Annotated in this window: 29 protein-coding genes; 5 read left to right on the top strand and 24 right to left on the bottom strand. The window is 60.6% G+C overall.

Annotated elements, in window-relative coordinates:
- Window positions 1-205 precede the first annotated feature (205 nt).
- From FE781_RS00720 to FE781_RS00685, 8 genes are all read right to left on the bottom strand, one after another.
- Window positions 206-1,162 (bottom strand): ABC transporter ATP-binding protein, encoded by a 957-nt coding sequence (locus tag FE781_RS00720; RefSeq protein ID WP_138787707.1) that lies wholly within the window; start codon window positions 1,160-1,162, stop codon window positions 206-208.
- Window positions 1,152-2,258, bottom strand: coding sequence for an ABC transporter ATP-binding protein (locus FE781_RS00715; RefSeq protein WP_138787706.1), 1,107 nt, complete (start codon window positions 2,256-2,258; stop codon window positions 1,152-1,154). The genes FE781_RS00720 and FE781_RS00715 overlap by 11 nt, the downstream gene beginning before the upstream one ends.
- A gap of 61 nt (window positions 2,259-2,319) precedes the next feature.
- A complete protein-coding gene (locus FE781_RS00710; RefSeq protein ID WP_138787705.1) occupies window positions 2,320-3,234 on the bottom strand; it encodes an ABC transporter permease in 915 nt (304 codons plus the stop codon).
- Window positions 3,235-3,236: 2 nt separating this feature from the next.
- Window positions 3,237-4,169, bottom strand: coding sequence for an ABC transporter permease (locus FE781_RS00705; RefSeq protein WP_138787704.1), 933 nt, complete (start codon window positions 4,167-4,169; stop codon window positions 3,237-3,239).
- Window positions 4,170-4,368: 199 nt separating this feature from the next.
- Window positions 4,369-6,039, bottom strand: coding sequence for a peptide ABC transporter substrate-binding protein (locus tag FE781_RS00700; protein ID WP_138787703.1), 1,671 nt, complete (start codon window positions 6,037-6,039; stop codon window positions 4,369-4,371).
- Window positions 6,040-6,585: 546 nt separating this feature from the next.
- A complete protein-coding gene (locus tag FE781_RS00695; RefSeq protein WP_138787702.1) occupies window positions 6,586-6,978 on the bottom strand; it encodes a DUF3397 domain-containing protein in 393 nt (130 codons plus the stop codon).
- Window positions 6,950-7,978 (bottom strand): ketopantoate reductase family protein, encoded by a 1,029-nt coding sequence (locus FE781_RS00690; RefSeq protein WP_138787701.1) that lies wholly within the window; start codon window positions 7,976-7,978, stop codon window positions 6,950-6,952. Before FE781_RS00690 ends, FE781_RS00695 begins: the two co-directional genes overlap by 29 nt.
- Before the next feature lie 164 nt (window positions 7,979-8,142).
- Window positions 8,143-8,775, bottom strand: a complete 633-nt coding sequence (locus tag FE781_RS00685) for an RsfA family transcriptional regulator (RefSeq protein WP_138787700.1) — start codon at window positions 8,773-8,775, stop codon at window positions 8,143-8,145.
- Between the two features lie 287 nt (window positions 8,776-9,062).
- Between FE781_RS00685 and FE781_RS00680 the strand changes: the two genes are divergently transcribed.
- Window positions 9,063-9,293, top strand: coding sequence for a DUF2626 domain-containing protein (locus FE781_RS00680; RefSeq protein WP_138787699.1), 231 nt, complete (start codon window positions 9,063-9,065; stop codon window positions 9,291-9,293).
- Between the two features lie 80 nt (window positions 9,294-9,373).
- Here FE781_RS00680 and FE781_RS00675 read toward each other — a convergent pair whose 3' ends face one another.
- Complete coding sequence (locus FE781_RS00675; RefSeq protein ID WP_138787698.1) at window positions 9,374-10,492, bottom strand: class I SAM-dependent methyltransferase; 1,119 nt, start codon at window positions 10,490-10,492, stop codon at window positions 9,374-9,376.
- Between the two features lie 113 nt (window positions 10,493-10,605).
- On the opposite strand from FE781_RS00675, the gene FE781_RS17355 reads away from it, so the two are divergent.
- The gene (locus FE781_RS17355) at window positions 10,606-10,752 is read left to right on the top strand and encodes a hypothetical protein (RefSeq protein WP_170209380.1); all 147 of its coding nucleotides are present in this window, start codon (window positions 10,606-10,608) and stop codon (window positions 10,750-10,752) included.
- Between the two features lie 78 nt (window positions 10,753-10,830).
- Window positions 10,831-11,907 carry a hypothetical protein gene (locus FE781_RS00670; RefSeq protein ID WP_138787697.1) on the top strand — a complete coding sequence of 359 codons (1,077 nt, stop codon included), beginning with the start codon at window positions 10,831-10,833 and terminating at the stop codon, window positions 11,905-11,907.
- A gap of 64 nt (window positions 11,908-11,971) precedes the next feature.
- On the opposite strand, the gene FE781_RS00665 is transcribed toward FE781_RS00670, so the two are convergent.
- Window positions 11,972-13,507: an extracellular solute-binding protein gene (locus FE781_RS00665; protein ID WP_170209379.1), complete on the bottom strand. Its 1,536-nt coding sequence runs from the start codon at window positions 13,505-13,507 to the stop codon at window positions 11,972-11,974.
- 143 nt (window positions 13,508-13,650) lie between these two features.
- On the opposite strand from FE781_RS00665, the gene FE781_RS00660 reads away from it, so the two are divergent.
- Window positions 13,651-14,142, top strand: a complete 492-nt coding sequence (locus FE781_RS00660) for a hypothetical protein (protein ID WP_138787695.1) — start codon at window positions 13,651-13,653, stop codon at window positions 14,140-14,142.
- Between the two features lie 74 nt (window positions 14,143-14,216).
- On the opposite strand, the gene FE781_RS00655 is transcribed toward FE781_RS00660, so the two are convergent.
- A complete protein-coding gene (locus tag FE781_RS00655; RefSeq protein ID WP_138787694.1) occupies window positions 14,217-15,548 on the bottom strand; it encodes a PhoH family protein in 1,332 nt (443 codons plus the stop codon).
- 122 nt (window positions 15,549-15,670) lie between these two features.
- On the opposite strand from FE781_RS00655, the gene FE781_RS00650 reads away from it, so the two are divergent.
- The gene (locus tag FE781_RS00650) at window positions 15,671-16,228 is read left to right on the top strand and encodes a YhcN/YlaJ family sporulation lipoprotein (RefSeq protein ID WP_246067971.1); all 558 of its coding nucleotides are present in this window, start codon (window positions 15,671-15,673) and stop codon (window positions 16,226-16,228) included.
- 108 nt (window positions 16,229-16,336) lie between these two features.
- Here the strand turns inward: FE781_RS00650 and FE781_RS00645 are convergent, their stop codons facing one another.
- The 13 genes from FE781_RS00645 to FE781_RS00590 form a co-directional block, all read right to left on the bottom strand.
- Window positions 16,337-16,789 carry a pyridoxamine 5'-phosphate oxidase family protein gene (locus tag FE781_RS00645; protein ID WP_138787693.1) on the bottom strand — a complete coding sequence of 151 codons (453 nt, stop codon included), beginning with the start codon at window positions 16,787-16,789 and terminating at the stop codon, window positions 16,337-16,339.
- Between the two features lie 127 nt (window positions 16,790-16,916).
- Entirely contained in the window at window positions 16,917-17,237 is a 321-nt protein-coding gene (locus FE781_RS00640; protein ID WP_211346275.1) for a hypothetical protein, read from the bottom strand.
- Window positions 17,234-17,410, bottom strand: coding sequence for a hypothetical protein (locus FE781_RS17350; protein WP_170209378.1), 177 nt, complete (start codon window positions 17,408-17,410; stop codon window positions 17,234-17,236). The genes FE781_RS00640 and FE781_RS17350 overlap by 4 nt, the downstream gene beginning before the upstream one ends.
- An 86-nt stretch (window positions 17,411-17,496) precedes the next feature.
- On the bottom strand, window positions 17,497-17,787 hold the full coding sequence (locus tag FE781_RS00635) for a YlaH-like family protein (RefSeq protein ID WP_138787692.1): 291 nt from the start codon (window positions 17,785-17,787) through the stop codon (window positions 17,497-17,499).
- 60 nt (window positions 17,788-17,847) lie between these two features.
- A complete protein-coding gene (typA, locus tag FE781_RS00630) occupies window positions 17,848-19,689 on the bottom strand; it encodes a translational GTPase TypA (RefSeq protein WP_138787691.1) in 1,842 nt (613 codons plus the stop codon).
- Window positions 19,690-19,846: 157 nt separating this feature from the next.
- Entirely contained in the window at window positions 19,847-20,329 is a 483-nt protein-coding gene (locus FE781_RS00625; protein WP_138787690.1) for a hypothetical protein, read from the bottom strand.
- 60 nt (window positions 20,330-20,389) lie between these two features.
- Entirely contained in the window at window positions 20,390-21,067 is a 678-nt protein-coding gene (locus FE781_RS00620) for a TerC family protein (protein WP_138787689.1), read from the bottom strand.
- Window positions 21,068-21,101: 34 nt separating this feature from the next.
- Complete coding sequence (gene thiI, locus FE781_RS00615; RefSeq protein ID WP_138787688.1) at window positions 21,102-22,343, bottom strand: tRNA uracil 4-sulfurtransferase ThiI; 1,242 nt, start codon at window positions 22,341-22,343, stop codon at window positions 21,102-21,104.
- Window positions 22,340-23,509: a cysteine desulfurase family protein gene (locus tag FE781_RS00610; RefSeq protein WP_138787849.1), complete on the bottom strand. Its 1,170-nt coding sequence runs from the start codon at window positions 23,507-23,509 to the stop codon at window positions 22,340-22,342. Before FE781_RS00610 ends, thiI begins: the two co-directional genes overlap by 4 nt.
- A gap of 102 nt (window positions 23,510-23,611) precedes the next feature.
- Window positions 23,612-24,364, bottom strand: coding sequence for a lytic transglycosylase domain-containing protein (locus FE781_RS17945; protein ID WP_211346273.1), 753 nt, complete (start codon window positions 24,362-24,364; stop codon window positions 23,612-23,614).
- Between the two features lie 157 nt (window positions 24,365-24,521).
- A complete protein-coding gene (locus FE781_RS00600) occupies window positions 24,522-24,932 on the bottom strand; it encodes a hypothetical protein (protein ID WP_138787687.1) in 411 nt (136 codons plus the stop codon).
- A complete protein-coding gene (locus FE781_RS00595) occupies window positions 24,929-25,162 on the bottom strand; it encodes a DUF1540 domain-containing protein (protein ID WP_138787686.1) in 234 nt (77 codons plus the stop codon). The genes FE781_RS00600 and FE781_RS00595 overlap by 4 nt, the downstream gene beginning before the upstream one ends.
- 144 nt (window positions 25,163-25,306) lie before the next feature.
- Window positions 25,307-25,810 (bottom strand): DUF3907 family protein, encoded by a 504-nt coding sequence (locus tag FE781_RS00590; RefSeq protein WP_138787685.1) that lies wholly within the window; start codon window positions 25,808-25,810, stop codon window positions 25,307-25,309.
- Between the last annotated feature and the right edge of the window lie 77 nt (window positions 25,811-25,887).

Here is a 25,887-nt window from a genome sequence, read left to right as displayed (position 1 = left end):
GCGCTTCACGGAAATAATGGCTTATGGGAAAAGCTAGCAGTCTTCTTTCCGATCATTTCGGGACGAACTGCTAATTTTCGACATGAACGCCAAAGTCCCAGTCGGCAAAGAAAGCCCTCGGCAGCGCCATCATTTCTGTCGAAAAAAAAAGGAATTCCGCCCCTTATGCTTGGAGGCCTTGAATTCCTTTTTTCAGGGAAACGATTTAATACAAATGGCAAGCGACGTGACGTCCCGGTTCCACTTCCCGCAGTTGCGGCACGATTTGCGAGCAGGCGTCGAACGCCTTCGGACAGCGCGTCCGGAACGGACAGCCGCTCGGCGGGTTCAGCGGACTCGGCACTTCGCCCTTCAGGATGATCCGCTCGCGCTTCCGCTCCAACTGCGGATCGGGGATCGGAATCGCCGACAGCAGCGACTCCGTATACGGGTGCAGCGGGCGCGCGTACAGCGATTCCGCGTCCGTCACTTCCACCAGATGGCCCAGATACATCACGCCGATCCGGTCCGAAATATGCTTCACCATGGCCAGATCGTGCGCGATAAACAGATACGTCAAGCCGCGTTCCTTCTGCAGCCGCTTGAACAGGTTGACGACCTGCGCCTGCACCGACACGTCCAGCGCCGAGATCGGCTCGTCCGCGATGATAAACTGCGGTTCGATCGCCAGCGCCCGGGCGATGCCGATCCGCTGCCGCTGGCCGCCGGAGAACTCGTGCGGGAACCGGCCCGCATGTTCTTCGTTCAGGCCGACCTCCCGCAGCAGCTCCGCCACCCGCTCCCGGCGCTTCGAGCCGGATGCCAGACCGTGGATGTCCATGCCTTCGGCGATGATGTCCTGTACCGTCATCCGCGGATTAAGCGAAGCGTACGGATCCTGGAACACCATCTGCATCTCGCGGTTGAACTGCCGCAACTCGCGGCCCTTCAGCTTGTGAACGTCCTTCCCGTTGAACAGCACTTCCCCGTCCGTACGGTCGTACAGGCGGATAATCGTCCGTCCGGCGGTCGACTTGCCGCAGCCGGACTCGCCGACGAGGCCAAACGTCTCGCCGCGCCGAATCGTCAGGCTGAAGTTGTCGACCGCCTTCAGAATCCGGCCTTTTCCCAGATCGAAATGCTTCTTCAGATTGCGTATTTCCAAAATGGCATCAGCCGCCATGGCGTCTCACCTCCACCGGTTGTTCGACGCGCGGAGCGTCCGGATGCAGCAGCCAGCATGCCGCTTTGTGCGGCCGCTCGTCCGCCGAACCGGTCCGTTCGGGCTTCGCCTCGCCCGCAGGGGCTCCATCCAGCCGGTTGCCCGGCTCCTCCGTCCAAGCGTTTACGTCGGCCAGCACCGGATCGCGCTCCAGGCAAATCTCCATCGCATACGGACAACGCGCAGCGAACGAGCAGCCCTTCGGCGGCGCGTACAGATCCGGCGGCGTGCCGGGAATCGGCACCAGTTCGTCCGATTGCGTGTCGAGCCGCGGCACGGAACGCAGCAGCCCCCAGGTGTACGGATGCTTCGGCTCGTAGAACACTTCCTCGACCGAGCCTTCTTCGACAACCTTGCCCGCGTACATGACGATGACGCGTTGCGCGGACTCGGCGACAACGCCGAGATCGTGCGTGATCAGGATAATCGACGCGCCCGTCTTCGATTGCAACTCGCGCATCAGGTCCATGATCTGCGCCTGGATCGTGACGTCCAACGCCGTCGTCGGCTCGTCGGCAATCAGCAGCTTCGGATTGCAGGCAAGCGCCATCGCAATCATGACCCGCTGCCGCATGCCGCCCGACAGCTCGTGCGGATATTGCTTGAGCCGCCCTTCCGGATTCGACAGGCCGACTTGCTTGAGCAGCTCCAGCGCCCGCTTCATCGCTTCGTCTTTGGATACCCGGTTATGCTTCATAATCGTTTCGGAAATCTGTTTGCCGATCGTCATCGTCGGATTCAGCGACGTCATCGGGTCCTGGAAGATCATGCCGATCTGCGAGCCGCGAATACGCTCCATCTCGCGATCGGACAGCTTCGCCAGATCGTACTTGCCGTCGAACAGGATCGAACCGCTCTTGATGACGCTCGGCGGGGTCGGGATCAGCCGCATAATCGTTTGCGCCGTTACGGATTTGCCGCACCCGGATTCGCCGACAATCGCCAGCACTTCCCCTTTGGCGACGGTAAAGTTGACGCCGCGCACCGCTTGTACTTCGCCCGCGTACATGCGGAACGACACACGCAGATCGCGGACCGTCAGCAAAGCTTCCTTCATCCCGATTTCCCTCCTTCTTGCCTACCGATAATGGGTAATGGTCTATGATGAACCGTTGCGGTTACTTGCGCATTTTCGGGTCAAGCGCATCGCGCAGACCGTCGCCGAGCAGGTTGAAGCTCAGCAGAATCAAACTGAACACGGCCGTCGGGATCAACAGCCGATGCGGATGCAGCCGCATCGAGATGGCGCCGTCGGACAGCAGCGCGCCCAGCGAAGCGAGCGGCGGCTTGATGCCGATGCCGATAAAGCTCAGGAACGCTTCCGCGAAGATCGCCGAAGGCACGGCAAACGTGATGCTGACGATAATAACCCCGAGCGAGTTCGGAATCAGGTGACGCAAAATAATGCGGCGCGCCCCCGCGCCCAGCGTGCGTCCCGCCAGCACGAACTCCTGCTCCTTGAGAGACAGCAGTTGTCCGCGGACGAGCCGAGCCATCCCGATCCAACCGGTAATCGCGTAGGCGAAAATAATCGCCCAGACGCCCGGCTCCAGCACCATGACGAGCAGGATCGCGATCAGCAGATACGGGATGCTGTACACCACTTCGATAAACCGCTGCATGACATTGTCAATGCGGCCTCCGTAATAAGCGGAGATCCCGCCGTACAGAACGCCCAGCACAAGATCGATCAGCGCCGCCATGACGCCGATGAACAGCGAGATGCGAGTCCCCATCCAGACGCGCGTCCACAGGTCGCGGCCGAAATCGTCCGTGCCGAACCAGTATTCGGCGTTCGGACGCAGGTTCGTCTTCTCGTAGTTCTGAAAGTCGTACGTGTGGGGCGACATCATCGGTCCGATGATCGACATGATCGTCAGCAAAATCAATATCACTAATCCGGCCATCGCCAGCTTGTTTTTCTTAAGCCGTCTCCAGGCATCCTGCCAGTAGCCCAAGGTCGGACGAACAATGCGCTCCTGGCCGATTACGCTCCGTTCGAGCGGTTTGAACGGTTGTTTGGATGCGTCCATCGTCACGATTTCCCCCTTGCCAACCGGATGCGCGGATCAATAAATCCGTACAAAATGTCCGTGATAAACAATGCCACAATCAAAATCGTCGCGTAAAAAATGGTCAAACCCGTAATCATGGTATAGTCGCTTGTTTGCACCGATTGCACGAAGTGCTTGCCGAGGCCCGGCACGCTAAAAATTTGCTCCACCACGAGGGTACCCGTGATAATATTGACGAATGTCGGTCCGAGAATCGTGACGATCGGCAGCATCGCGTTGCGGAACGTATGCTTGGTGATGATCGCTGTCCTGGACAGCCCTTTGGCTTTAGCCGTCTTGATATAATCTTGTCCCAGCACGTCCAGCATCGTCGTCCGCATCAGACGCGCGAGAATCGCAATCGTCCCGAACGACAGCGCGACGGCCGGAAGGACGCGGGATTCCCAACCGTTCCACAGTCCCGGCGGGAACCATCCCAGCTTCAGGCCCACATAATAAGAGAGCAGCGGCCCGAGAACGAAAGACGGAATCGAGACGCCGGCAATCGCCGTGATCATGGCCAGGTAGTCGGCGGGTTTGTTGTGATTAAGCGCCGCGATCGTACCGAGCGTAAGGCCGACGATTACGGCAATCGCGATCGCCCAAATGCCCAGCTCCAGTGAAGCGGGGAACGCCTGCGCGATTTTTTCAACAACAGTGGTGCTCGGGTATTGATAGGAGACGCCGAGATCTCCCTGCAGCAAGTTTTTCATATAGATCAGGTATTGCTCCCACACCGGTTTGTCGAGCCCGTACTGCTCATAAAGAATCTGCTTTTGCTGCGGCGTCATTTTCAGCGTCATCTCGCCGAACGGATCGCCGGGCAGATTCTTCATCAGCACGAAGGTGACCGTAACGATCAGCCAAAGGGTGAGGAGCATGTACAAAAATCGTCTGAGGATATACTTCAGCATAGCGGCACCTCCTTAAGGTTCTTAACCGTAAAAAAGAGGCTGACCGAAGCGCGCGCCGGATGACAACGGCACCGCAATCCTGCGCATCGGCATGGATCGCGTCCGTCTTCCGGGCGCGTGCTCGGAACAGCCTCCTCTCCGGCATCCTCAAATGAAGCGGTAAGCCTTTATCGGCAAGCTCGCTTTCAGATTAGTCAGATCAGCCCTTCACGTAAGCCCAGCGGAAATCCCACTCGGCGCCGTAGGACGGCAGCACGACGTTTTCCAGCTTCGTATTCTTCGCGAAGATCGATTGACGGAAGTAAATCGGCAGAATCGGCATTTCTTGCATCAGCAGCTTCTCTGCGGCTACGAGATCGGCCGAGCGTTTCGCGCGGTCGGTTTGGACTTGGGCGCCTTTGACCAGCGCGTCATACTGAGCGTTCTTCCAACCCGTGGAGTTCAAGGCAGCGTCGGACAGCCACAGATCCAGGAACGTCATCGGGTCGTTGTAGTCGGCTCCCCACAGAGCCATGACTGCTTGGTAATCGCCTTTGTTCTGACGATCTACGCGCAGTTCGTGCGGCACCGGCTCGGCTTCGGCTTCGACGCCCAAGTTTTGCTTCCACTGGGCCAGGACGAATTCCAGAGTCTTCTTGCCGGCATCCGTGTCGTCGGCCATCAGCTTGAACTTCGGCAGAGCCGTCAAGTTCAGTTCTGCCAGGCCTTCGGCCAGCAGCGCTTTGGCTTTTTCCACGTCGAACTTCGGCTGGGTGTCGCCCGCTACTTTGCGGAAGTCGCCCCCGTTGCCGTCGCTTGTGCCGTTCGGAATGAACCCCGTCGAGGGGACGGAACCGTTTTTCAGCACCGTGTCGACCAGCGCTTTCGAGTTGATCGCCATGCTGAGCGCCTGACGGATTTTGGCGTTTTTGAACGCCGGGAATTTATCCTGCTGCAGCATGACATAGGCGTTGACCAGCTCGCGCTTGGGCGTATACTCCGGCTTGCCTTCGTACAGTTGCACGGAGTCGCCGCGGAGATACGTCCAGTCGGCTTGGCCGCTCTCGAACAGGTTGAGGCCTGTTTGCGGATCTTTTACGATGTTGACCGTGATTTTCTCCAGCTTCACGTTCGCGGCGTCCCAGTAGTTCTCGTTTTTCGTGAACACAAGCCGCTGCTCGTGCAGCCATTCGGTCAGCTTGTACGGACCTGCGCCGATGATTTTGTCGGCGTCCGCGCCGTATTTTTCGCCGGCCTGTTGAACCATTTTTTGGTTTTGCGGGTAGAAGATCGGGAAAGCCAGCAGCTCCGTAAAGAACGGAACGGGTCTCTCCAGCTTGATCTCCAGCGTTTTGTCGTCGATCGCTTTGACGCCAAGCGCTTCTTTTTTCGCTTTGACTTCTTCCGGAGTTTTCGCCGCCAACAGATCGTTGCCGCCCTTGATCCAGGCAACCATGAATCCGTACAGCGCCTTCGTCTCCGGATCGAGCGTACGGCGGTACGCTTCGACGAAATCGTTGGCCGTCAGCGGCGAGCCGTCGGCCCATTTCAGGTTGTCGCGGAGTGTAAACGTGTAAGTCAACCCGTCTTCCGACACTTTGGGCAGCTCTTTCGCCAGACCCGGCGTCGCTTTGCCGTCTTTGTCCAGACGCACGAGTCCTTCGTGCATCGCGTGCAGCATCGTGAACGCCGCGTTGGTCGTGCCCTTCGAGCTGTCGAGCGCAGGCGGTTCAGCCGCAAAGTTTACGTTGATTTCCTGCTTCGCCGCGGGCGCGGCGGAACCTGCGCCCCCTTCCGACTTGGTCCCCTCGTCATCGCTGGAGCAGCCTACGACGGCTGTGCCAAGCACCGCCATCGCCAGACCGGCCGAAAGCCATTTCTTTGCTTTCATAAGTCAGCCTCCTCTATTTTTTCTACTTGCATATATGCGTACAGGCCGCAGCCGCGTACGTCCGGGAAAATAAGTAAGGGGTTTCGGAAGGTTTTGAAATATAATTTCGACATCGAATGACATCTCGAATAAAAATTTCCCCGAGGCCCATTATATCATTTGTCCAAAGAATGTCCATAATTAATTTTTACAAGTTGTTAAGACTTATGAAACAAAAAATCAAGATGCGCGGCCAAACGGCCGAAAAATCCTCTTTTTCTGATCGGTTTAAATTTATTTCAACCGGTTGCCGGCGTACCGTTCGTGAAAGGGTGAAAGGATTTTCGCCCATCGGCTTGCGCCTCCCCGAATGCTTCGGCACGCTAATGATTCACGTGTTAAAACGATGCCGGGAGGAAGCCGGTTCGGCCGGACGCGGGCGTTGGACCGGGCTGTCCCCGGGCCGTAACAACGGCTCTGCGCTACGCCCGCGAAAGCCTCATGCTTATCCCGCGCTTTGTGTAACCGCTTTCCAAACATCGAAGCGACCGTCCGGCCGGCGCTCCGTCAAGCGGCCGTGTACTGCCAGAGCCCAACCGCCATGAGGATGACGTAGATCGGCGCCATCGCCATAAAGGCGATGCGCCAGACGAATTGAAACGCGCGGCGGGCGTTCATCCTGCCTTTCGCCTTCATCTGCGCGTTGCCGATCAGTCCGAACAGGACAAGCAGGACCAGAATCAGGGCGAAAAACGGGAACGTCGTCCCCCATACCATCTCCATCAAGCCGTAGACCGTTCCCAGCAGCAGAGCCGTCGTGACGTCGATGGCGGCCCTTCCCGCCCGCTTCTTGTCGCGGGTCAGCGCGCAGACGCCCGCCCAGACCGCCGCGAACACGGCAAAAGGAACCGCTGCCAGCAAGGCGTAAAACTCAGCAATCCATTCCCAGATGGCGGACATCCCGCTCGACCTCCGTTCCCGTCGACAATCCCGCTTTCAACAACAGATATACCGTCCGGTTCGCCGGCATGGCGACGCCGCGGCGTTCCGCGGCCCGGAGCAGGCTGCCCGTGATCCAGTCCAGCTCCGTCGGCCGTCCCCTCTCCACGTCCTGAAGCATGGAAGAACGGTTGGCGGCCGTCCGCCGGCACACCTCCAATACGCGTTCCCACATGTCCGGCCCCGCCGGAACGCCTTCGGCAACCCTCAACCGCTCGATCTCCCCGTACAACTCGCGCATGAGCCGCTTCGTATCGGGAGACGACGCCAATCGGCCGTTCGGCACGCGCAGCAGCGCGGTCAGCGGATTGATGATGGCATTGACGGTCAGCTTATCCCATAAGAGCCGGCGCAGATCGTCCGTCCATTCGCAAGACCATCCGGCCGCCCGCAGCAGCCGCATGAAGCGCTCGTCCGATTCGTCGGGCGCCGCGACGCCAGCCTGCCGCGCCCGCCCGGCTCCGGCGCCGTTATCGTCCGCGCGGCCGATCGAAGTCATTCCCCGGCCCGTCCGGTCGACGCCGGCTGCGCCGGTCCGGCGCGCGCCGATCGTCGTCACCGCCACGCGCAGCCTGCTTCGCTCGATGCGTTCGGCCAGCCATTCCTCATGCCCGATCCCGTTCTGCACCGCCAAAATGCGGCCCGCCGCCCCGGCATGGCCCAGCGCGATGCCGCAGATTCGGTCGTCAAGGTCGGGCTGCTTGACGCACAAGACGACCCAGTCGGCGGAACCGCCCCTTGCCGGAGTCTCGTCCGCCCATGTCGAAGCCGGATGCGATACGCGCCGCGAGCCGTCCGCTTCCCGAACGGCGATGCCATAGCGTCCGATCGCCTCCGCTTGCGCCCGGGTCCGGGCGACGATCGTCGTCCGCGCGCCCGCCGCGGCCAGGTCGCCCGCCAGCAGCAAGCCGACCGAACCGGCACCTATGACGGTTACCGCGGGCAGGTCCTTATCCGCCACTCTTCATGCGCTCCTTCCATTTCTTTCTTCCCTGTTCTCTCCATCATACCATGCCGGAGCCCGCAGGAAAACGAAAAAGCGCCCGCGTCGGCACGTTTTCTCCCGCGGACACAAAAAAACGGCGTGCGTCCCGCCCTTCCGGGGATTCGCAAGCCGTTCCCGTCTTATTCGATTCGCTCCAGGTTGCCGTTCGCATCCATTTTGAACTTGGTCCGCTGGTCTTCGTCGTCCTCCGACAGGAAGGCCAGCTTGCGGGCGCGGTCCATGATCTGGATCAACGCCTTGTAATCGTCGTTCACGACGCGGTAATCGGTCTGCACATGATCCATTTCTCGGCTTAGCTGCTCCTTCTCCCGGCGCAGCGCCTCCAGCTCGAACTCTTTCTCGCGCAACTCTTTCTCAAGCGATTTGAGCTGGCGCGTCGTTTCCTGATAATTGCCCTTAAGCTGCCGCAGGAACCGGATCACGGCGTCGATCGTCAGGCTCTCCTCGCCTCCGAGCTGTTCCCGCTCCTCGCCCGCCTCCGACAGCGCGACCGACGACACGGAAACGGACGAACGCCGTGCGGCTTTCCGTTTCTGCCGTTGCGTCTTCGCGATCTGGATCGCAGATTCGTATTTTTTGCGGACGCAACTGTTCCAGCGGAAGCCGCATGCCGCCGCCGTGCGGCCGATTCGCTCGCCCACCTCGTCGAACGCCGCGAGCTGGGTTCCCCCTTCGCGGATATGGCGCAGCGTCACCTCTGCCAAAATCAAATCGTCTTCCTCGCTCCAAGCATCTTGCCGGACGGTTGCCATTTCAAGACCTCCTAACCTCTTGGTCGCCTGTGATTAAAATAACTCCATTCATCGCTGCATTATGTCTATGCGCTTGCTAGAGTTCATAGAATCTACCCGTAGTAAAAGGTATAACCAAAATTTTTGCCGGACATACATATTTCCGCGACAGCACGGAAGACTAGTCCCGAATGTTTGCAAATTCGTCACGGCTGACCGTTTACAGCCGCACCGGCAACAGGTATAATGGCAGTATAAATTTGGGCTTGGAACTCCTTATTGCCTTTGACAGAGAGGGGGACTGCACGGTGGCACGCATGTATAGAGTGCTCGGCTTCTGGACGCTGGCGATCGGCCTGATGGCTCTGGCCGGCGACATGAAGGAGATGGCGCTGCTGTTCTTCTTCCAGACAGCCTTGTTCATCTTCCTGGGATACATGAATTTGTCCGAACGGACGTATATCTTGATGTTTTGGGGGTATATGATCCTTTCGTTCATCGGTTTTACGTACTGGTCGTACTTCAAGCTGGAAGTATAGTTCCGAGCGCAAAAAACGCCCGTCCGATCCGGGAGCCGGAGAGGACGGGCGTTTTTTGCGGGATGCGGGTTCGGGGCGGTTCAGTCGGCACGGCGGCGAAGGCGCAGCACCTTGAACAGCTCGCTCATGCCGTCCGACAGCAGCAGTTGCCGAACCGCGCGGTTGCGGCGGGTGTCCGGATGGAACGGATCGGCCGACGCCGTATTTCTCAACAGATCGAAGACGCCCGCCTGGAGGAGAAATTCCTTCTGCGTGGCGTATTGCTCGACGGCAAACCCCGCGGCTTCCGCCGCGCCGCGCACGGCGGTAAAATCGACATGGGCGGTGAGATCCCGTTCGCCGGGCGCATTCCACCAATCATCCAGCCGCCTGTGCCTGCTGTAGACGGCCAGCGTGCCCTGCATCCGATGGTCGGCCAGCAGTTCCCGCCGCTCGTCGCCGTAGTCGAGCAGCAGCAGCGTGCCGTCGGACAGCGTTCGCCCCATCATCGCGATCCAGCCGCAAGCGTCGGGGCACAGTTCGACGATTTTTCCCTCCGGCACGTCATTCGCGGACCATGTCTCAAGCGCCTCGGCCGCCGCCGCCGTCGGCTCCAGCCACCGCTCGGCGAAATCGCCGGAGCCGGGGGCTCCTTCCGCGAGTGCGACATAAGACTCCAGCCAGACGCCGCCGCGCCGGACGACTCGATGGACGGGGAAAGCGTCGAGCAGCTCGTTGGCGAAGACGAGCTCGAAGCGGTGAGGGGCTTCCTCCCGCCACTGCTCGGGAGTCCATATCCGCACCATCGGCGCGTACGGTTGCAGCGTCTGCCGCTGAAGCCGGCGATGGTAGGGGCTGCTCTCGACGAGCGTATACGTCGTACCGCCGAGCTTGCCGGGCGACAGACGCGCGATCGCTTCCAGCACGGACAAGGCCATCGCCCCCGTGCCGCCGCCCCACTCCGCGATCCGCAGCGGTTCCCCCGAAGCGCTCAGCTTCAGGGCTTCGCGGGCGATCATCTCTCCCATGACGCCGCCGATGTTGGCGCTGGTGTAAAAATCGCCGTCCCGGCCGATTTTGGGCCGGCTTCTCATATAATAGCCCCATTCGGGCTCGTATAAGGCAAGATTCATGTAATCGCGGAACGGAATCGCCCGGCGCGGCGAGCGCCAGATCGCTTCCGCGATTCGGACGGTTAACGGATTCGGGCTGTCGTTCATCGGATTTCCCCCTGACAAGCCCCATTATAAGCGTTATAATACTCAACAGACAACGGAGAACCGGGAAAAGTCCCGGTTGATCGGACATCTTTGACAACGGGGGAGGCGTAACGATGGCCTGCGGACGAAGTCTGCCGGCATGGGCTGTTGCCGGCTTGCTCGGATACGACGGCTGGAATGAGCCGGTGGCTTACGACCGTCCGGTTCCCGAGCGCACCCGGCCGTTGGACAATCTGATCGGAGTGCTCGCCGGAAGATAGAGATCGCCGGCCGAAATCGCAGGCATGAGAATCCGGCGGAGTTGATAGGATAGGTTAGGGGGACAAGGAGGAACCGACATGCGCAGATGGTGGATCGTGCTTCTGGCGGCGGCCGTGGCGCTGACGGCCGCGTCGGGGGCGGGACTGGCGGAGACCGGTTCGTCCGAAGGCTCGGAGTTCAAGGACATCTTGCAGAAGGCGCTGAGCGTGAAGCAAATCGACGAAGAGCTCGTGCGCCTCAAAGAACGCGAGGACTCCATGAAAATCCGCATATCGGAGCTGGAGACGGAGACGGTCCGGCAAGAACAGTGGGCGGCGGAGACGCGCAAGCGGGCGGGCCGAGTCATCCGGTCCTACTACACGGGAGAACGCCAGTCGCTATGGTTGCTGCTCCTGTCGAGCAAGTCGCTGGCGCAGGCGGTCGATCTCGCCATTTATCTGGACCGGATCATCTCTCGCGACCAGATGCTGCTGAAGCAATCCGTCGACGCGCAAAAGCAACTGATGGCGCTCCGGAACGAACTGAACGGCCAGTTGGCGGAAAGCGCGAGAATACGCGACACGCTGCTGAGAGAGCGGGAGCGCCAGGTCGAGCTGGAAGCAAGCATCGCCGCCGCTCTGGCCGAGGCCGAAGGCGAGGAAGCCGAGGCGCTGAAGCAGCAGATCGAGACGCTGGGGATGCAATGGACCGAAGTGGGCAAGCCGAAGTTTCGGACGTACTTCGAAGGGCTGAAATCGGCGCTCACGCTGGAAAATTTAATGCCGCGGCTCGGACAGACGCTGAATTTCGATGCCAAGAAGGTATCGTTCTCGATCCGGGACACCGTCATCAACGAGCTGCTGCGGGAGAAAAATCCGCTGTTCGAGGACTTTTCGTTCGCGCTGAAAAAAGGGTACATGGAAGGCTCCGGCACGAACGAAGGCGTGTTTTTGTCGATCCGCGGCCAATTCGCCGCGACGGAAGAAGGGCTGATCCGGTTTAAAATCGAACAGTTGCATTTTAACGAATACGCCCTGGACGAATCGACGATCCGGGCGTTGGAAGAAGAATTCGATCTGTCGTTCGACCCTGCCGAGCTCCCCGGGTTCAAGAGAAACGGGGGCGTGACCGTGCGGCACGAGGACCAACAGCTTTATATCGAGATGATGTTTTGACGCAACATCTTTTCGAATCATCGCCCCCGCCATCCGAACGACCGGCGCCGCTTCAGACAAGCGGCTAGCCGGTCGTTTGCGCTTGAGCCTGCCGCAGCGCGTCGGCCGCTCCCCCGCCTGACGCAATTTGCGTGCGGTCCCGGCTCCAGGCCGACGCGGCGGCATCCAGCCAGTCCCGGGCTCCGGGAGGCGCCCCGGGACGATCGGGCTCGCGGCCTTCCCCGCCCAATCTGGGCAAATACCGCCGCATCTCCGTCCGCAACCGGGCGATGCGGTCCGGCAGCTCGGGATGCGGCGGAAGCATCCGCCCCTTCGCGACGATGGCCGGCAGCCTGCGTTCGTCGCCTTCCGTTCCCTGGGACAACGGGCGGTACGCGATCGGGCCGACGGGAAATTTCGGCTCCGCCTGCCACAGCTTCATCGCCGCTTCGGGGGACGTCATAAAGCGGACCCAATCCACAGCCGCTTCCTTGTACCGCGACGCCGCGGTCACGGCATAGCTTCTTCCCGTCAGCGCCGTCCCCCTCCCATCGTCGGGCACGGTCCACTGCCAGTCGGCTCCGGCCGTCCGGCGGTAGTCGGAGTACCGCATCAGCAGCGCGCCGACCTCTCCCCTGTCCAACGCGGCTGCGGCTGCGGACGCGGACGGAGCGCCTCCGCCGCTTCCGGCCGCTCCGTTCCCCGACTCCGCCCCTTTTCCTCCGGCGGGCGCGTCCCAATCGCCGCTCGCTGCGGAAGCGGCCCGCGCGGTTCCCGTCTCCGGCGCTTGGCCGACAGCCCCGCCGGACAAGTACAGCTCCAGCAGTTGGGCCGCGCGCTCCGGATTCGCGGGGTCCTCGTCCGGCTGCTCGTCCGGCCGCTTCGGTTCGATTGGCGTCCACGCCGCTCCCAGCGCCCACAAATAAGCCGGCAGCGCATGGACGTCGTCCGGCTCGAAATATAAAGGCAGACTGCCGGCCGACTTGCCGCCGTCCGTCTGCAGATGCTTCAGCCAATCCGAGACGGCGGTCTCCGCCGCTCCAGCCGCCTTGCCCGTCAACTTCCCTTCCGACGGCCGATACGCCCAGACATACGGATCGACGTCCTTGGGCACGGCCCAATCGTAGCCGTTCCAGCGCACGCTCTCCGACCACGGCCCGTTGGCGGCGCGTCCGTCCAGGAGCTCCGCCAGATCAACCGGCTGCAGCGCGCCGCGGGAAGCGAAGCGCTGCACCCAGTCGTTGTCCAGCAGCAAGAGATCCGCCGCGATTCCCGTAGCCGCTTGCTTCAGCCATTTCTCATGCGGCTCGCCCTCGACCCGTGTCAATCGTACGGTTACGCCCGGCATGGCCGACATGTACGCCTCGTTCAGCGCCTCGAACGCCCGGAATTCCTCCGGGCGCACGGCGAGCTCCACCGTCAGCTCGACCGGCTCCGGAAGCTCGTTCGTCCAATCCCGGGCCAGCGCGTCCAAGCTTCCCGAGGAGCTGTCGCCGGCGGACGAGCGGGAGGGCGCCGAGCCGGGACGCCAAAACGGGAGCAGCGCGATGACAAGCGCCGTCGCGGCGATGCCGATTTTGCGGGATATCGTCACGGTCTCGACTCCTTTCCCTTCCGTCATTTTCCTCCAACCTCCATCATAAGACAATGACGTCGTCCATGTAAACGTTTGAATTTGAGGCGCGCGAATTTTTGCCGTGCGAACGAACGGTTTGATTTCGGCCCGACCGGCCTGCATAATGGGAGACGAAGGAGGAGTGCGATGTGATCGCTTACGGAATCGCAATCGACTTGCCGGACGGCAAGCTGCCGGGATTTTACGCTCAATTCGTGAAAAAGCTCGCGGAACGGGTCTCCCTGCTCGACCGCGAGAAGGATATCTTGATCGCGAGGACGAGCGAAGAGGCGGACATTGTGCTGGAGCTGCTGCAACGGTTCAACGGCAGCGGCGAAAAAATCGAACTGCTTGTCCTGCCGGAAGAAGCCGTGCTGTCCCCCCGTTTTACGGACTACGGATTTACATGCCGGTCCGGGGCTCATTACGCGTACGCCGGGACCGTCTCGCGGGTGCTCGTGCCCGACGAGCAGCCGTTCGGCGCCGAACCGGCTCCGGCGCTGGAGCAGATGCGCGAGCATACGCTGGCCGAATATGCAGACCCGGGGAACCTGGTGCTGCTTGCGGAGACGCAGCATGTTCCGCTTCTGGCCGAGATCGCCCGCGCGTACGGCTGCGTGGCGCATGCGCATGACGATTGATTCGCGCCGACGAAAAAGGCTGTCTTCCCGATCCCGGCGAAGACAGCCCCGATTCCCTTGCGCGCTTCCGTCCGTTACAGCAAATCGGCCGCCAGTTGGGCCAGATGCGACCGTTCGCCTTTTTCCAGTGTGATATGGCCGCTGATCCCTTCTTCCTTGAAGCGCTCGACGACATACGTGAGTCCGTTGCTGGAAGCGTCGAGATAAGGATGGTCGATCTGCTCGGGATCGCCGACCAGCACGATTTTGCTGCCCTCGCCGACGCGCGAGATGATGGTTTTCACCTCATGTTTGGACAGGTTTTGCGCTTCGTCGATAATAATGAACTGCCCCGGTATCGACCTGCCCCGGATATACGTAAGCGCCTCAACCTGGATGCTGCCGAGCCCGACCAGTATTTTATCGATATCCCCGCGTTTTTTCGTATCGAACAAATACTCCAGATTATCGTAAATCGGCTGCATCCACGGACGCAGCTTCTCTTCCTTTTCCCCCGGCAAATACCCGATATCCTTGCCCATCGGCACGACCGGACGGGCGATCAGCAGCTTCTTGAATTTGCGTTCGTCCTCCACCTTCATGAGGCCGGACGCCAGCGCCAGCAGCGTCTTGCCCGTGCCGGCTTTGCCCGCGAGCGTCACGAGCGGCACGTCGTCGTTAAGCAGCAGCTCCAGCGCCATCCGCTGCTGGGCGTTGCGCGCGCCGATTCCCCATACCGGCTCGTTGCTCAAAAACAGCGGCTCCAGCTTCTTGCCCTCCCCGTTCACCTTGAGCAGAGCGGACTTGGAGCTGCCCATCTCGTCTCGCAAAATCACGAACTCATGCGGATGCAGGTTATAGCCCAGATTGAGGCTGTTGACGGTGAGAAACCGGGAGTTGTAGAACTCGTCGATCACCCCCGGATGTACCTTCAGATTCAGATACCCCGTATACATGTCGCCCAGCGCGACGATCCGGTCGCTCAGAAAATCCTCCGCCGCGAGCCCGAGCACGTCGGCCTTGATCCGGACGAGCGTGTCTTTGCTGACCATGATGACCGGACGCGGCTCCGGTTTTTCTTTTTCCTCCAGGTGATAATTCAAGGCCACCGCGAGAATGCGATTGTCCGGCGTCATCTCGCCGAACACGTCCTGCAGCTTGCTGAAGCTCTTGTGGTTCAGCTCCACCTTAAGCGTTCCGCCGTTCGAGAGCTTTACCCCGTCATGCAGATGCCCCGTCTCCCTCAGCGAATCGAGCAGACGGGAGACGCGCCGGGCGTTGCGGCCCAGCTCATCGGCATTGCGCTTCTTCGAATCGATCTCTTCGAGCGCCGCGGCCGGGATGACGACCAAATTGTCTTCAAAGGCGAACAAGGCATTCGGGTCATGGAGCAATACGTTCGTATCGAGCACGTAAACTTTTTGCATGTGCAGGGTCCCCTCCCGAGCGGTGATTGAATCGGCAGGCCGCCCGCCCGCCGAATGTGAATGGAAACCGGCATAGCTAGACACAATACGTTTATATCCGTCAGCCAGAAAGGAAGACAGCCATGAAGGCCATTCGAAGCGCGACGATCGGAATGTTAACCGCATGTTTGCTGACCGCGACAGGCTGCGCCGCCAACCCCGGCCGAGGCGCGGCCACTCCTTCGCCGGACGGCGACAACGTGCGCGCCTACGCGGAATCGCCAGCCCCCGGCGGGAACTACCGTCAGACGGTAGCCGACCGTCTGGAGAGGCTGGCCGAAAGCATCCCCCAAGTTGAAAAAGCCCGCTGCGTCGTCTTCGGACGCACGGCGATCGTCGGAATCGACGTGCCGGAGGGATTGGACCGCAGCCGGGTGGACGTGATCAAATTTTCCGTCGCGGAAGCGCTCCGGCACGATCCGGAAGGCGTCTCCGCGCTTGTCACCGCCGATCTCGACCTGAACCGGCAGATCGCCGATCTGCGGGACAAGATCCAGGCCGGACGTCCGGTGGCCGGTTTCGCTGAAGAACTGGCGGACTTGATCGGCCGCATCGTGCCGCAGATGCCGAGGGATATCCGCCAGCCCGCGACTTCCGGACGGACGCCGGGCAACGATCTGGCGGGGCAGCCCCAGCGCTGAAGCGCGATTCCGGAAGCCCCCGTCCCCCCGCGCATTTCCCGGGAAACCGCAGGAAACGACATGTTGCCGCAAAGAACGGAAAAAGCCTAATGGTGCGTTCGGGCACAATTAGGCTTTTTCCATGGCGGCGAACACTTGTCCGTCCAGTTTCTCGGCCGCGGCTTTATTGTAAGTTTTTTCGTATGCGGGCTCCACCGTCAGGCGCGCGCCGTAAAACATCGCGTCGCGCACGGCATCGACCTCCAGCTCGAAGCACGCCAGCTTGAACGGAACGCCCTCCAGCGCTTCGGACAATATTCGCGCCGTTCCGTAGATGGCGTGAACGGACCCTTCCGCGAACAAGGTCAACGTCGCGGACGGATTGCCGCGCAGATTGGCTACAAGCCGGGACCGGGCGTCAATCGCGAACCGCACCCGCTTCCCGTCGGGAGCGTACACCCACGAAATGGCGCTCACGGTAGGAGCGCCGCTGTCGCTGTCGATCGTCGACAGCAGCACGAGCTTTTCCTGCCGCAGATTTGCCTGCAGGGCTTCGCTGAGCGCCGTAATCGTTTCGGCCATGAGCGGCACCTCCTTGTACGATCGGATATCGTGTTGCGTGCAAAGGCCATTCTTTCGATTCCATTATATCACAGCCGACCGCGCCGCCAAAACGGTCTATTCCCATTGTATCGCGCGCGCGGCCAAGTTATGAGCTTCGCTGCGGGATTGCTTCGTCCCCGTCCGGATTCTGTCCGCCGCAGCCGGCATCGCCTTCCAGACCGCGCATCAGTTGTTCCGCGCTCTCCGCGTCGAATCGGAACAGCGCCTCCGGCTCTTCCCCGATCCGGAACCGGACCTCGTAACGCCCGTCGTTCGTCGGCTCCCAGCCGATCCATGCGACATTATGGTCCTCTATCAAAATTTGGCGGAAGAAGGCGACGGTCTCCCTCGCGGCCTCGTCGTCCGGCCGCTCCTTCGCGACAAGCTCGATCGACAGCCAGTTGAACAGCGCATCCCTCAGCTTCATAACGGGTTCTCCTCCTTCAGCAGCACAACCGTGCGTCCCTCGGCGGTCCAGTCCGCGGCCAGCGTGACCAGAAGCCGCTCGCCCTCGGGCCATCCTTCGGCGTCCGCCGCTTCGGCCGCTTGCCTCCATAGCGGCAGGCAGATATCCGGCGGCATCGTCCACGCCGGCGTCACTCAGACGGATGCGCTCCGGGCCGATCGCGAGCTTTCCGGCCGTCGCCAACGGCGCAAGCCAATACGATTCCACGGCCTTCACGCTCCTATTTCGTGCGGGACTGCTCCTTGCGCTTCTGCCTCGCTTCGTTCCAATAGCGGACTTTGACCAGCAGCATCAACGCCACGGCAAGCAGCATGCTGGGCACGATCGGCAGGCCGACCTTGATCTGGAAAAACAGCAGCATAAGCGCGCCCAGGCCGATGCCCAGATAAATGACCGCATCCTTTAACGGCGGCAGCTTGCGAACCCGGAAAACCCGGTTGTAAATATACGTCATCAGAATAAAAATGAGGATCCACGTCAGCAAGGGGTGCTCCGACAGCCATCCGTTCATCACGTATACCTCCGTATAGGGCGATGGGCCGCCCCGAAGGAGCGGCCGCGGCTTTCTCCGTCAGCCTTGCACGCCGGCAAGACGGCGCTGCTTCTCGTATTTCTCGCGCTCGCCTTTTTGCAGAATTTTTTTGCGCAGGCGAATCGACTTCGGCGTAATCTCGCAATATTCGTCGTCGTTCAAATATTCGAGAGCCTGTTCGAGGCTGAACATTCTCGGCGTTTTCATCTTGACGGTTTCTTCCTTGGTCGCGGAACGCATGTTGGTCAACTGCTTTTCCTTGCAGATGTTGACCACGATGTCGTTGTCCCGGTTATGCTCGCCGACGATCATGCCTTCGTACACTTCCGTTCCCGGCTCGACGAACAGCGTGCCGCGGTCTTCGACGGAGAGAATGCCGTACAGCGTGGCCGTCCCGTTCTCCGTGGAAATCAGCACGCCTTGATGGCGGCCGCCGACTTGACCTCCTATATAAGGCCCGTAGCTGTCGAACGCGTGGTTCATGATGCCGTAGCCGCGCGTAAGCGTCAGGAACTGCGTCCGGTAGCCGATCAGCCCCCGCGCCGGAATGATAAACTCGAGGCGCACTTGGCCGTTGCCGTTGTTGATCATGTTGACCATCTCGGCTTTGCGCGTGCCGAGGCTTTCCATAACCGCGCCCATGCTTTCCTCCGGCACGTCGATAATGAGCCGTTCGAGCGGTTCCATCTTCACGCCGTCGATTTCCTTGATGATGACCTCCGGCTTCGACACCTGCAGCTCGTAACCTTCGCGCCGCATGTTCTCGATGAGGATGCCGAGGTGAAGCTCGCCGCGGCCCGATACGATAAACGCATCCGGGCTGTCCGTTTCCTCGACGCGCAGCGACACGTCGGTCTCCAGCTCCTGGAACAACCGCTCGCGCAGCTTGCGGGACGTCACCCATTTGCCTTCGCGGCCGGCGAACGGGCTGTTGTTGACGAGGAACGTCATCTGCATCGTCGGCTCGTCGATCTTAAGCACCGGCAGCGGCTCCGGGCGAGCCGGATCGGCCAGCGTCTCGCCGATATTGACGTCCTTGATGCCCGCGATCGCGACGATATCCCCGGCGCCGGCGCTATCGATCTCGATGCGCTTCAGCCCCTGGAAGCCGAACAGCTTCTCGACGCGGGCCTGGCGCACTTTGCCTTCGCGGTCGACGACGGCGATCGATTGGCCTTGCTTCACGGTGCCGCGGTTGACGCGGCCGATCGCGATGCGGCCCAGATATTCGTTGTAATCCAGCAGCGTGACCTGGAATTGCAGCGGCTCGGACGAATTGTCGACCGGATGCGGGATTTTCTCGACGATCGTCTCGAACAGCGCCATCATGTTTTCTTCCTGACGCGCGGGATCGAGGCTGGCGGTTCCGTTCAGCGCGGACGCGTAGACGACCGGAAAGTCCAGTTGATCGTCGTTCGCCTCCAGCTCGATAAACAGCTCCAGCACTTCGTCGACGACCTCGGCCGGGCGCGCGTTCGGCCGGTCGATTTTGTTGACGACGACGATCGGCGTCAAGTTTTGCTCCAGCGCCTTCCGCAGCACGAACTTCGTCTGCGGCATGCAGCCTTCGAACGCGTCGACAACCAGCAGCACGCCGTCGACCATTTTCATGATCCGTTCGACTTCTCCGCCGAAGTCGGCGTGCCCGGGCGTATCGACAATGTTGATCAAATAGTCTTTATAGCGGACGGCGGTGTTTTTGGCGAGAATCGTAATGCCGCGTTCGCGCTCGATGTCGTTGGAATCCATCGCCCGTTCCTGGACGGCTTCGTTCTCCCGGAACGTGCCGGATTGCTGCAGCAGCTTGTCGACAAGCGTCGTTTTGCCGTGGTCGACGTGGGCGATGATGGCGATATTGCGCAGGTGAGTTCTGGCCAGCATGGTTTCCGTATTCCTTCCTCTCGGGGAGTCGCTCGACCCCTGTCTGTCTGATTCTGAAAGTTGCGCATTCACAAAACAAGCGCCGGATGATCCGACGCTTGGCTCTTCTAATAAGCTATTATACTTGAGCGGGCGCCGGACGCGCAAGACGCACCCGTTACCACATGCGGGAAGACGAGCGGGATTTCAGCAGATAGATGCCTCCGACGATCAGGGCGGCCGCCACCAGGTAAATGCCGATGGTGAAAATCAGGTTGATGGCCAGGAAAATGACGCTGATCGACGTCAGGATCAAAGCGGCGATCAGCACGCCTCGTTCGTGCCCGAATACGTACAGCTCGTACAAACCGACCGCCACGCCAAGCGGGAACACCGGCCACAAGTAGGACAGCGAGTCCCAGCCGAAAATGCCGCAGTAGAAAAACAGCAGCGCGTATACGGTTAATATGCCGCCGGGCACCAGCACGCCGACCGGCAAAATTCTCGCGAAATATAACACATGAAGCGCAATGCCGGGCACCAGCAGGAAAAACGGCCAGAGCACGCCTCCAATATTTCCGAATACTCCGAGTTTGCCTAGCAATAACAGCACGCCGACTGCGATGATGCCGACGCCAAGCGCCGCGCGCGAATTTGCCATGTCCAGTTCCTCCCTCCGTTTTTCATTGTAGCGGAACTGCCGGATTTTGAAAAGAGACCCTCAGACGGGACGGGAATCCGACCCGCGACGGAGGAACCGGCCCCGCGCCAGACCGAACAGGCCGACCGCAAGCGCGACCAGATACGGAAGGAGACGGGGATGGCCGATCCACGCGGACAAACCTTCGAGCCGCTCGTCGCTGACAAACATCTCGCCGGCCGTATACCCGAGAACGGCCGCGCCCAGCACCATCAGCAGCGGAAAACGGTCGAGCAGCCGGGACACAAGAGTGCTTCCCCACACGATAATCGGGACGCTTAATGCGATGCCCAGGATGATCACGGCCGTATCGCCGCGAGCCGCGGCCGCGATCGCCAGGACGTTGTCCAGGCTCATGACGATGTCGGCGAGTATGATCGTGCCGATCGCCGCGCCCAGGGTGGTCGCCTGCTTGACCTTTTCGGGATCGCCGCCATCGTCCAGCAGCAGCTTGACGGCGATATACAAGAGAAGAACCGACCCGATTCCCTGGATGTACGGAATACGCAGCAAGTAGACGGCGGCGACCGTCAGCACGAGCCGCAGCGCGACCGCGCCGAACGCTCCCCACCAAGCGGCTTGGCGGCGCTGCTCCGCCGGGAGATTTTTGCTTGCCATCGCGATGACGACGGCGTTGTCCCCGCTGAGCACGATATTGATAAGCATGATCGTCGCAAACAGCAACAGCCAATCCAGCATGGTTCCGCCTCCTCGAACGTCGGCCTTCCGGGTCTTAGAACAGTTCCTCCAACTCCGCCTGCTTGCGCGCCGCCCGTCCGCGCGACGAGGTACGGACGCCCGACGGGCTTATATATAGCCGTTCGGTTTGCTCGACCGCCTGCTCTTCCATTTCCTTGAGCCAATCCCATCGCTTTTCGTGCGATTCGACGACGCTCCGGTTCGGATTGGTGCTGGGCGATTTCGGCACGAACAGCGTACAGCAGTCTTCGTACGGCAATATCGAAATGTCGAACGTGCCGATGTGGTTAGCGATTTTCATGATCTCGGTCTTATCCATCATGATGAGCGGCCGAAGAACGGGAAGCGAGACGACGCTTCCGATCGCCTGCAGGCTGCCCAGCGTCTGGCTCGCGACTTGTCCGAGGCTTTCCCCCGTCAGAATCGCGCGGGCTTTCCGCTTTGCGGCCAATTGCTCGGTTATGCGGAACATCGAGCGGCGCATCATCGTAATCAGCAGATGCTCCTGCGCAACCTGCTTCAGCTTCATCTGAATGTCGGTGAACGGAACCAGATGAAGCGTAATTTCTCCAGGCGCATACCGGCTCAGCACGGAAGCCAGATCGATCACTTTTTGTTTGGCCCGCTCGCTGGTGTACGGCATGCTGTGAAAATGGACCGCCTCGACTTCAAGCCCCCGGCGCATGGACAGCCATCCGGCCACCGGGCTGTCGATTCCGCCCGACAGCATCAGCATCCCTTTCCCGTTGCTGCCCACCGGAAATCCTCCGAGTCCGGGGACTACTTCCGAATAGACGTAGGCGAACTGGTCGCGGATTTCCACCTGAAGCGTCACATCCGGATTGCGGACGTCGACCTTCAGGTCGGGGACGTTCCTCAGCACATAACCGCCGATCAGTGGATTAAGCGAGGGCGTATCGTACGGAAAAGCTTTATTGACGCGCCGGATCGCGACCTTGAAGGTGCGGGGGCGCGGATTCATGCGCCGGATCGTCTCAAGCGCGGCCTCCTGGATCGCTTCCAGCTCCGGTTTGACCTGGATGACCGGACTGAACGAGACGAGGCCGAACACTTTGCGCAGCGCTTCGGCAACCGGCTCGTAAGCTTCGCCATTCAGATCGAGGTAGAGACGGCCGTATTCCCGGCGCACCGTGACCGCCTCGAAGGCCGCAACCGCCCGTTTGACATGGCGCAGGGCTTGATCCTCAAACCGCCCGCGGTTGCGTCCTTTTAAGGTAATTTCCCCCAAACGGAGCATAATATGATCGATGTTCATGTTCGTTCGACTCCTTCGACAGCCGGCTCGGCTTCGGCCGCCATGCCCGATGCCAGCACACGCGCCAGACTGTCGACCAGTTTGTCGACATCCTGTTCCGTATGCTCGGCGCCAAGTCCGACGCGGAGCGCGTTGGTTGCGGCTTCGCGCGGCAAGCCCGCCGCGGTGAGTACGTGGCTCGGACTTTTGTCGCCCGACGAGCAAGCCGACCTCGTAGATATATATATACGTTCTTGTTCCAAGGCATGTACGATAATTTCGGCGCGATGCCCGGGAACGGACACGTTCACGACGTGCGGCGCGGCCCGGGAATCGTCGTCCGGCCCGTTCGGATAGACGCCCGGAAGCTTCGCCAGACGGGCGCGCAGGCGGCGGCGGAGACGATCCACCCGCTCCGCGTACGCCTTCTGCTCCTCCACCGCCATCCTGACGGCTTTGGCCGCGGCGACGATTCCCGGCACATTTTCGGTGCCGGCCCGGAGGCCTCTCTCCTGCTTGCCGCCGACGAACAGCGGGGTAAGCTCCAGCCCCCGCCTTTTGTACAGGAAGCCGACCCCTTTGGGACCGCGGATTTTATGGGCGGAGAAGCTCATCAGATCGATGCGCGCTTCCCGGGGCCGGATGGGCAGCTTGCCCAGGCTTTGCACGGCGTCGACATGGAACAGCGTCTTGCCCGCCGCCGCGACGAGCCCGGCGATGTCGCCGATCGGCTGCACGCTTCCGAGCTCGTTGTTGACATGCTGGATGGAGACCAGCACCGTATCGGGGCGCAGCGCCCGCTCCACATCGGCGGGATCGACCACGCCCGTCCGGTCGACGGGCACGTAGTCAACCGCCCACCCTTCCTGCTCCAGCCGCCGGAATACCTCCAGCACGGAGGCATGCTCGACAGCCGAGGTGACAAGATGGCGTCCCCTGTTGCCGTAACGCCGCACGGCTCCGAGGATTGCCAGATGATTGCTTTCAGTTCCCCCTGACGTAAACACAATTTCGTCGGCATCGACCCCCAGCGCCTTGGCCACCACTTCCCTGGACTTGCGCACCAGCTTTTCGGCTTCGGCGCCGAGTCCGTGAAGCGAAGACGGGTTGCCGAAATACGACTTCATCACATCCGCGTAGACGCGCACAACCTCCTCGCGGGGAGGCGTCGTCGAACAATGATCCATGTATAACAACGGAAATCCTCCTATCCGCCTGAACTTGCGCAGGCAGACCCGAAAAAAGAGCGATCACGCCGGCACTTCTAGTGTGCCAAGCACGATCGCTTCTCAAACCGATGCGGCCCGAAGGCCAAGAACTTTGCGCACGTAATTCTGGGTCTCCTGCGGCAACAGGTGATACCGGTTTGACAAATCCTCGTCGTTGGCGATGCCGAGCCGCTGGATGCGTCCCGGACCGGCGTTGTAAGCCGCCAGGGCCACGCCTTCGTTGCCGCCGAACCGTTCCAGCAGCTGCGCCAAATATTTCGTGCCGCCCATCACGTTGGCTTCCGGATCGAACGGATCGCGCACCCCAAGAGATCTGGAGGTGCTGTCCATCAGTTGCATCAGCCCTTTGGCGCCCGCGGGCGACACCGCATCGGTCCGGTAGCCGGACTCCGTCTGGATGACGGAGGCGATCAGCGCGGCATCGACCCCGAAGACGCGGCTCGCCTTTTCGATCAGCGGCACGGCGAACTCGGGAACGGTCTGCCCGCCGATGAGCCGGGGTACGGCCGGCGAACCGGCAGGCCGTTCAGCTTGCGCGTAAGAGCTTGCGGCCTCCGCCTCGGACAGGAACGGCAACGCGCCCGGGCTCCCGGCAAGAGCGGTCAAATCCGGACCGCCGCCGGAGCCGTCGAAGCCGCCGGCGAGAGCGTCCGCACGATCCGTTCCGAGCAGGCTCTGCAGCATATCCATGAATTCCCCCGTCTTCGACTTCTCGACGGAAGCCGCCGCCCCTTCGCCGGACGTTATAATATCGAGAGACGGCTGCACCTGAAGCCGCAGCAACTGCTCCAATTGGGTCGCTTCGATTCTCATGCTCCGTAAAACTCCTCATAAGCTGTCAGGTTTAAACGAATCTCTTCCTCTCATCTTACAATTTTTTCGCCGAAAGAGCCAGTCCCCCCGAAACGAAAAAAAGGAATCGAACGGGTTCGTTCCCGCTCCATCCCTTTCTACGTACAAACTGGAGGCTTTAGCCCTGGGTTAAGACCGGCATCAGCCATACCGCCGAGACGATGCTCAGCAGCCCCAGAGCGATCGCCCATCCGCCCATAGCCCGGCGGCCCATCCAAAACGCGAGCAACCCAACCGCCACCGCCAACGAACCCAGCGTGATCGGCGCCACCAACAACGACAGAAGGCCGAGCGCCAGCGCGATCCATCCGACCCACTGATCCAGCATGCCCGACAGATAAGCCCGGGAGGCGTCCTGTTCGGCCTTCAGCATTTCGCGGTTCCCTTCCTCCGGCCGTTCGTTCCGAATCGTCCGGTCGGGCGCGGGCGCCAATTCGGCCGCGCTCTCCGCGTCCTGCTTGCGCTGTTTGTCCGCTATAGCGACGGACTTGCGGTGATTCGAGTGTCTGCCTTTTTTGTGTCTGCTCATTCGTTCACCTGCTTGCGTTTGTCTTTGAAGGTATGGCAGCATGTCGCCGATTTCGCGGACGCCTGTTCGCCGTATTCCGCAACCCAGCCTTCATCCGCGAATTCGACATCGGTTTCCGTTTGGTTTCCGGCGTGCGCGTCGGTCCTCACGTCGATGGAAGCCGCCGCGCAATTGTTGCCTTCTTCCCAATAAACACAATTCGATACGCTGCAATTCACGCCTTCCGGCATGATGGATCACCTCCGTCTTCATTGTTCCCTGACGGCCGGGGAACGAGTCCGGGGAATTGACGGCAGCCGTGCAGAAGGCAAACAAAAAACCCTTAAAATCGCGTTGCCGCGAATTTAAGGGTCAGGGGGGCCGATCCGGAACGATCAGATGCGTTCGCCTTTCATCCGTTTCTGCATCATGTAATCCGATTCGTAATAAGCCAGCTCCTCACGAAGCTCCTCGAACACTTTGGACATCTCGACCGTCAGGTTGCGCACGACCCGGTTCGGTTTTTTGCGGAAACGGATCGCGTCTTGGCCCGTGTAAGCGTAACGGCCGTCCTCGGAGTAGCATTCGTTTTTCGGATAAAAAAAGTTGGTGATGCAGTTATGATACACTTCGTACAGCGTCCGTTCCGCGAAGTCCTGGTTGAACTGCGGGCGGCGGAGGGTGTTGCCCAGCTTCTCGTAGGCGACTTCGCTGAAGACGAGCAGATGACGCGTATCTTGAAGATAACCGCGGTAAAATTCATCCATTGCGGGGTCTTCTTCGGTATTTAAGGTTTTCAGGGAATTTTCGTTCAGGAACACTTCCATTTTGGCGATGGCTTCTTTTAACTTCGTGCGGGTCGATTCGCAGAGCGCTTTCACTTCCTCATACGTAGCCATGACCAAGACCTCCTCGTCGACAATAATCAGACATCTGTATCTTCCAGACGAACATCATATTCATCCTACCATACTTC

Origin of the sequence: Paenibacillus thermoaerophilus, assembly GCF_005938195.1 — a bacterium.
Lineage (GTDB): Bacteria > Bacillota > Bacilli > Paenibacillales > Reconciliibacillaceae > Paenibacillus_W > Paenibacillus_W thermoaerophilus.
This window is presented reverse-complemented; position numbering and strand designations above follow the sequence as displayed.

Bases quoted from the DNA above. Each gene is read 5' to 3' on its own strand.
- FE781_RS00720 (WP_138787707.1), bottom strand. From the start codon at position 1,162: ATGGCGGCTGATGCCATTTTGGAAATACGCAATCTGAAGAAGCATTTC.
- FE781_RS00715 (WP_138787706.1), bottom strand. From the start codon at position 2,258: ATGAAGGAAGCTTTGCTGACGGTCCGCGATCTGCGTGTGTCGTTCCGC.
- FE781_RS00710 (WP_138787705.1), bottom strand. From the start codon at position 3,234: ATGGACGCATCCAAACAACCGTTCAAACCGCTCGAACGGAGCGTAATC.
- FE781_RS00705 (WP_138787704.1), bottom strand. From the start codon at position 4,169: ATGCTGAAGTATATCCTCAGACGATTTTTGTACATGCTCCTCACCCTT.
- FE781_RS00700 (WP_138787703.1), bottom strand. From the start codon at position 6,039: ATGAAAGCAAAGAAATGGCTTTCGGCCGGTCTGGCGATGGCGGTGCTT.
- FE781_RS00695 (WP_138787702.1), bottom strand. From the start codon at position 6,978: ATGTCCGCCATCTGGGAATGGATTGCTGAGTTTTACGCCTTGCTGGCA.
- FE781_RS00685 (WP_138787700.1), bottom strand. From the start codon at position 8,775: ATGGCAACCGTCCGGCAAGATGCTTGGAGCGAGGAAGACGATTTGATT.
- FE781_RS00675 (WP_138787698.1), bottom strand. From the start codon at position 10,492: ATGAACGACAGCCCGAATCCGTTAACCGTCCGAATCGCGGAAGCGATC.
- FE781_RS17355 (WP_170209380.1), top strand. From the start codon at position 10,606: ATGGCCTGCGGACGAAGTCTGCCGGCATGGGCTGTTGCCGGCTTGCTC.
- FE781_RS00670 (WP_138787697.1), top strand. From the start codon at position 10,831: ATGCGCAGATGGTGGATCGTGCTTCTGGCGGCGGCCGTGGCGCTGACG.
- FE781_RS00665 (WP_170209379.1), bottom strand. From the start codon at position 13,507: ATGACGGAAGGGAAAGGAGTCGAGACCGTGACGATATCCCGCAAAATC.
- FE781_RS00655 (WP_138787694.1), bottom strand. From the start codon at position 15,548: ATGCAAAAAGTTTACGTGCTCGATACGAACGTATTGCTCCATGACCCG.
- FE781_RS00650 (WP_246067971.1), top strand. From the start codon at position 15,671: ATGAAGGCCATTCGAAGCGCGACGATCGGAATGTTAACCGCATGTTTG.
- FE781_RS00645 (WP_138787693.1), bottom strand. From the start codon at position 16,789: ATGGCCGAAACGATTACGGCGCTCAGCGAAGCCCTGCAGGCAAATCTG.
- FE781_RS00640 (WP_211346275.1), bottom strand. From the start codon at position 17,237: ATGAAGCTGAGGGATGCGCTGTTCAACTGGCTGTCGATCGAGCTTGTC.
- FE781_RS00635 (WP_138787692.1), bottom strand. From the start codon at position 17,787: ATGAACGGATGGCTGTCGGAGCACCCCTTGCTGACGTGGATCCTCATT.
- typA (WP_138787691.1), bottom strand. From the start codon at position 19,689: ATGCTGGCCAGAACTCACCTGCGCAATATCGCCATCATCGCCCACGTC.
- FE781_RS00625 (WP_138787690.1), bottom strand. From the start codon at position 20,329: ATGGCAAATTCGCGCGCGGCGCTTGGCGTCGGCATCATCGCAGTCGGC.
- FE781_RS00620 (WP_138787689.1), bottom strand. From the start codon at position 21,067: ATGCTGGATTGGCTGTTGCTGTTTGCGACGATCATGCTTATCAATATC.
- thiI (WP_138787688.1), bottom strand. From the start codon at position 22,343: ATGAACATCGATCATATTATGCTCCGTTTGGGGGAAATTACCTTAAAA.
- FE781_RS00610 (WP_138787849.1), bottom strand. From the start codon at position 23,509: ATGGATCATTGTTCGACGACGCCTCCCCGCGAGGAGGTTGTGCGCGTC.
- FE781_RS17945 (WP_211346273.1), bottom strand. From the start codon at position 24,364: ATGAGAATCGAAGCGACCCAATTGGAGCAGTTGCTGCGGCTTCAGGTG.
- FE781_RS00600 (WP_138787687.1), bottom strand. From the start codon at position 24,932: ATGAGCAGACACAAAAAAGGCAGACACTCGAATCACCGCAAGTCCGTC.
- FE781_RS00595 (WP_138787686.1), bottom strand. From the start codon at position 25,162: ATGCCGGAAGGCGTGAATTGCAGCGTATCGAATTGTGTTTATTGGGAA.
- FE781_RS00590 (WP_138787685.1), bottom strand. From the start codon at position 25,810: ATGGCTACGTATGAGGAAGTGAAAGCGCTCTGCGAATCGACCCGCACG.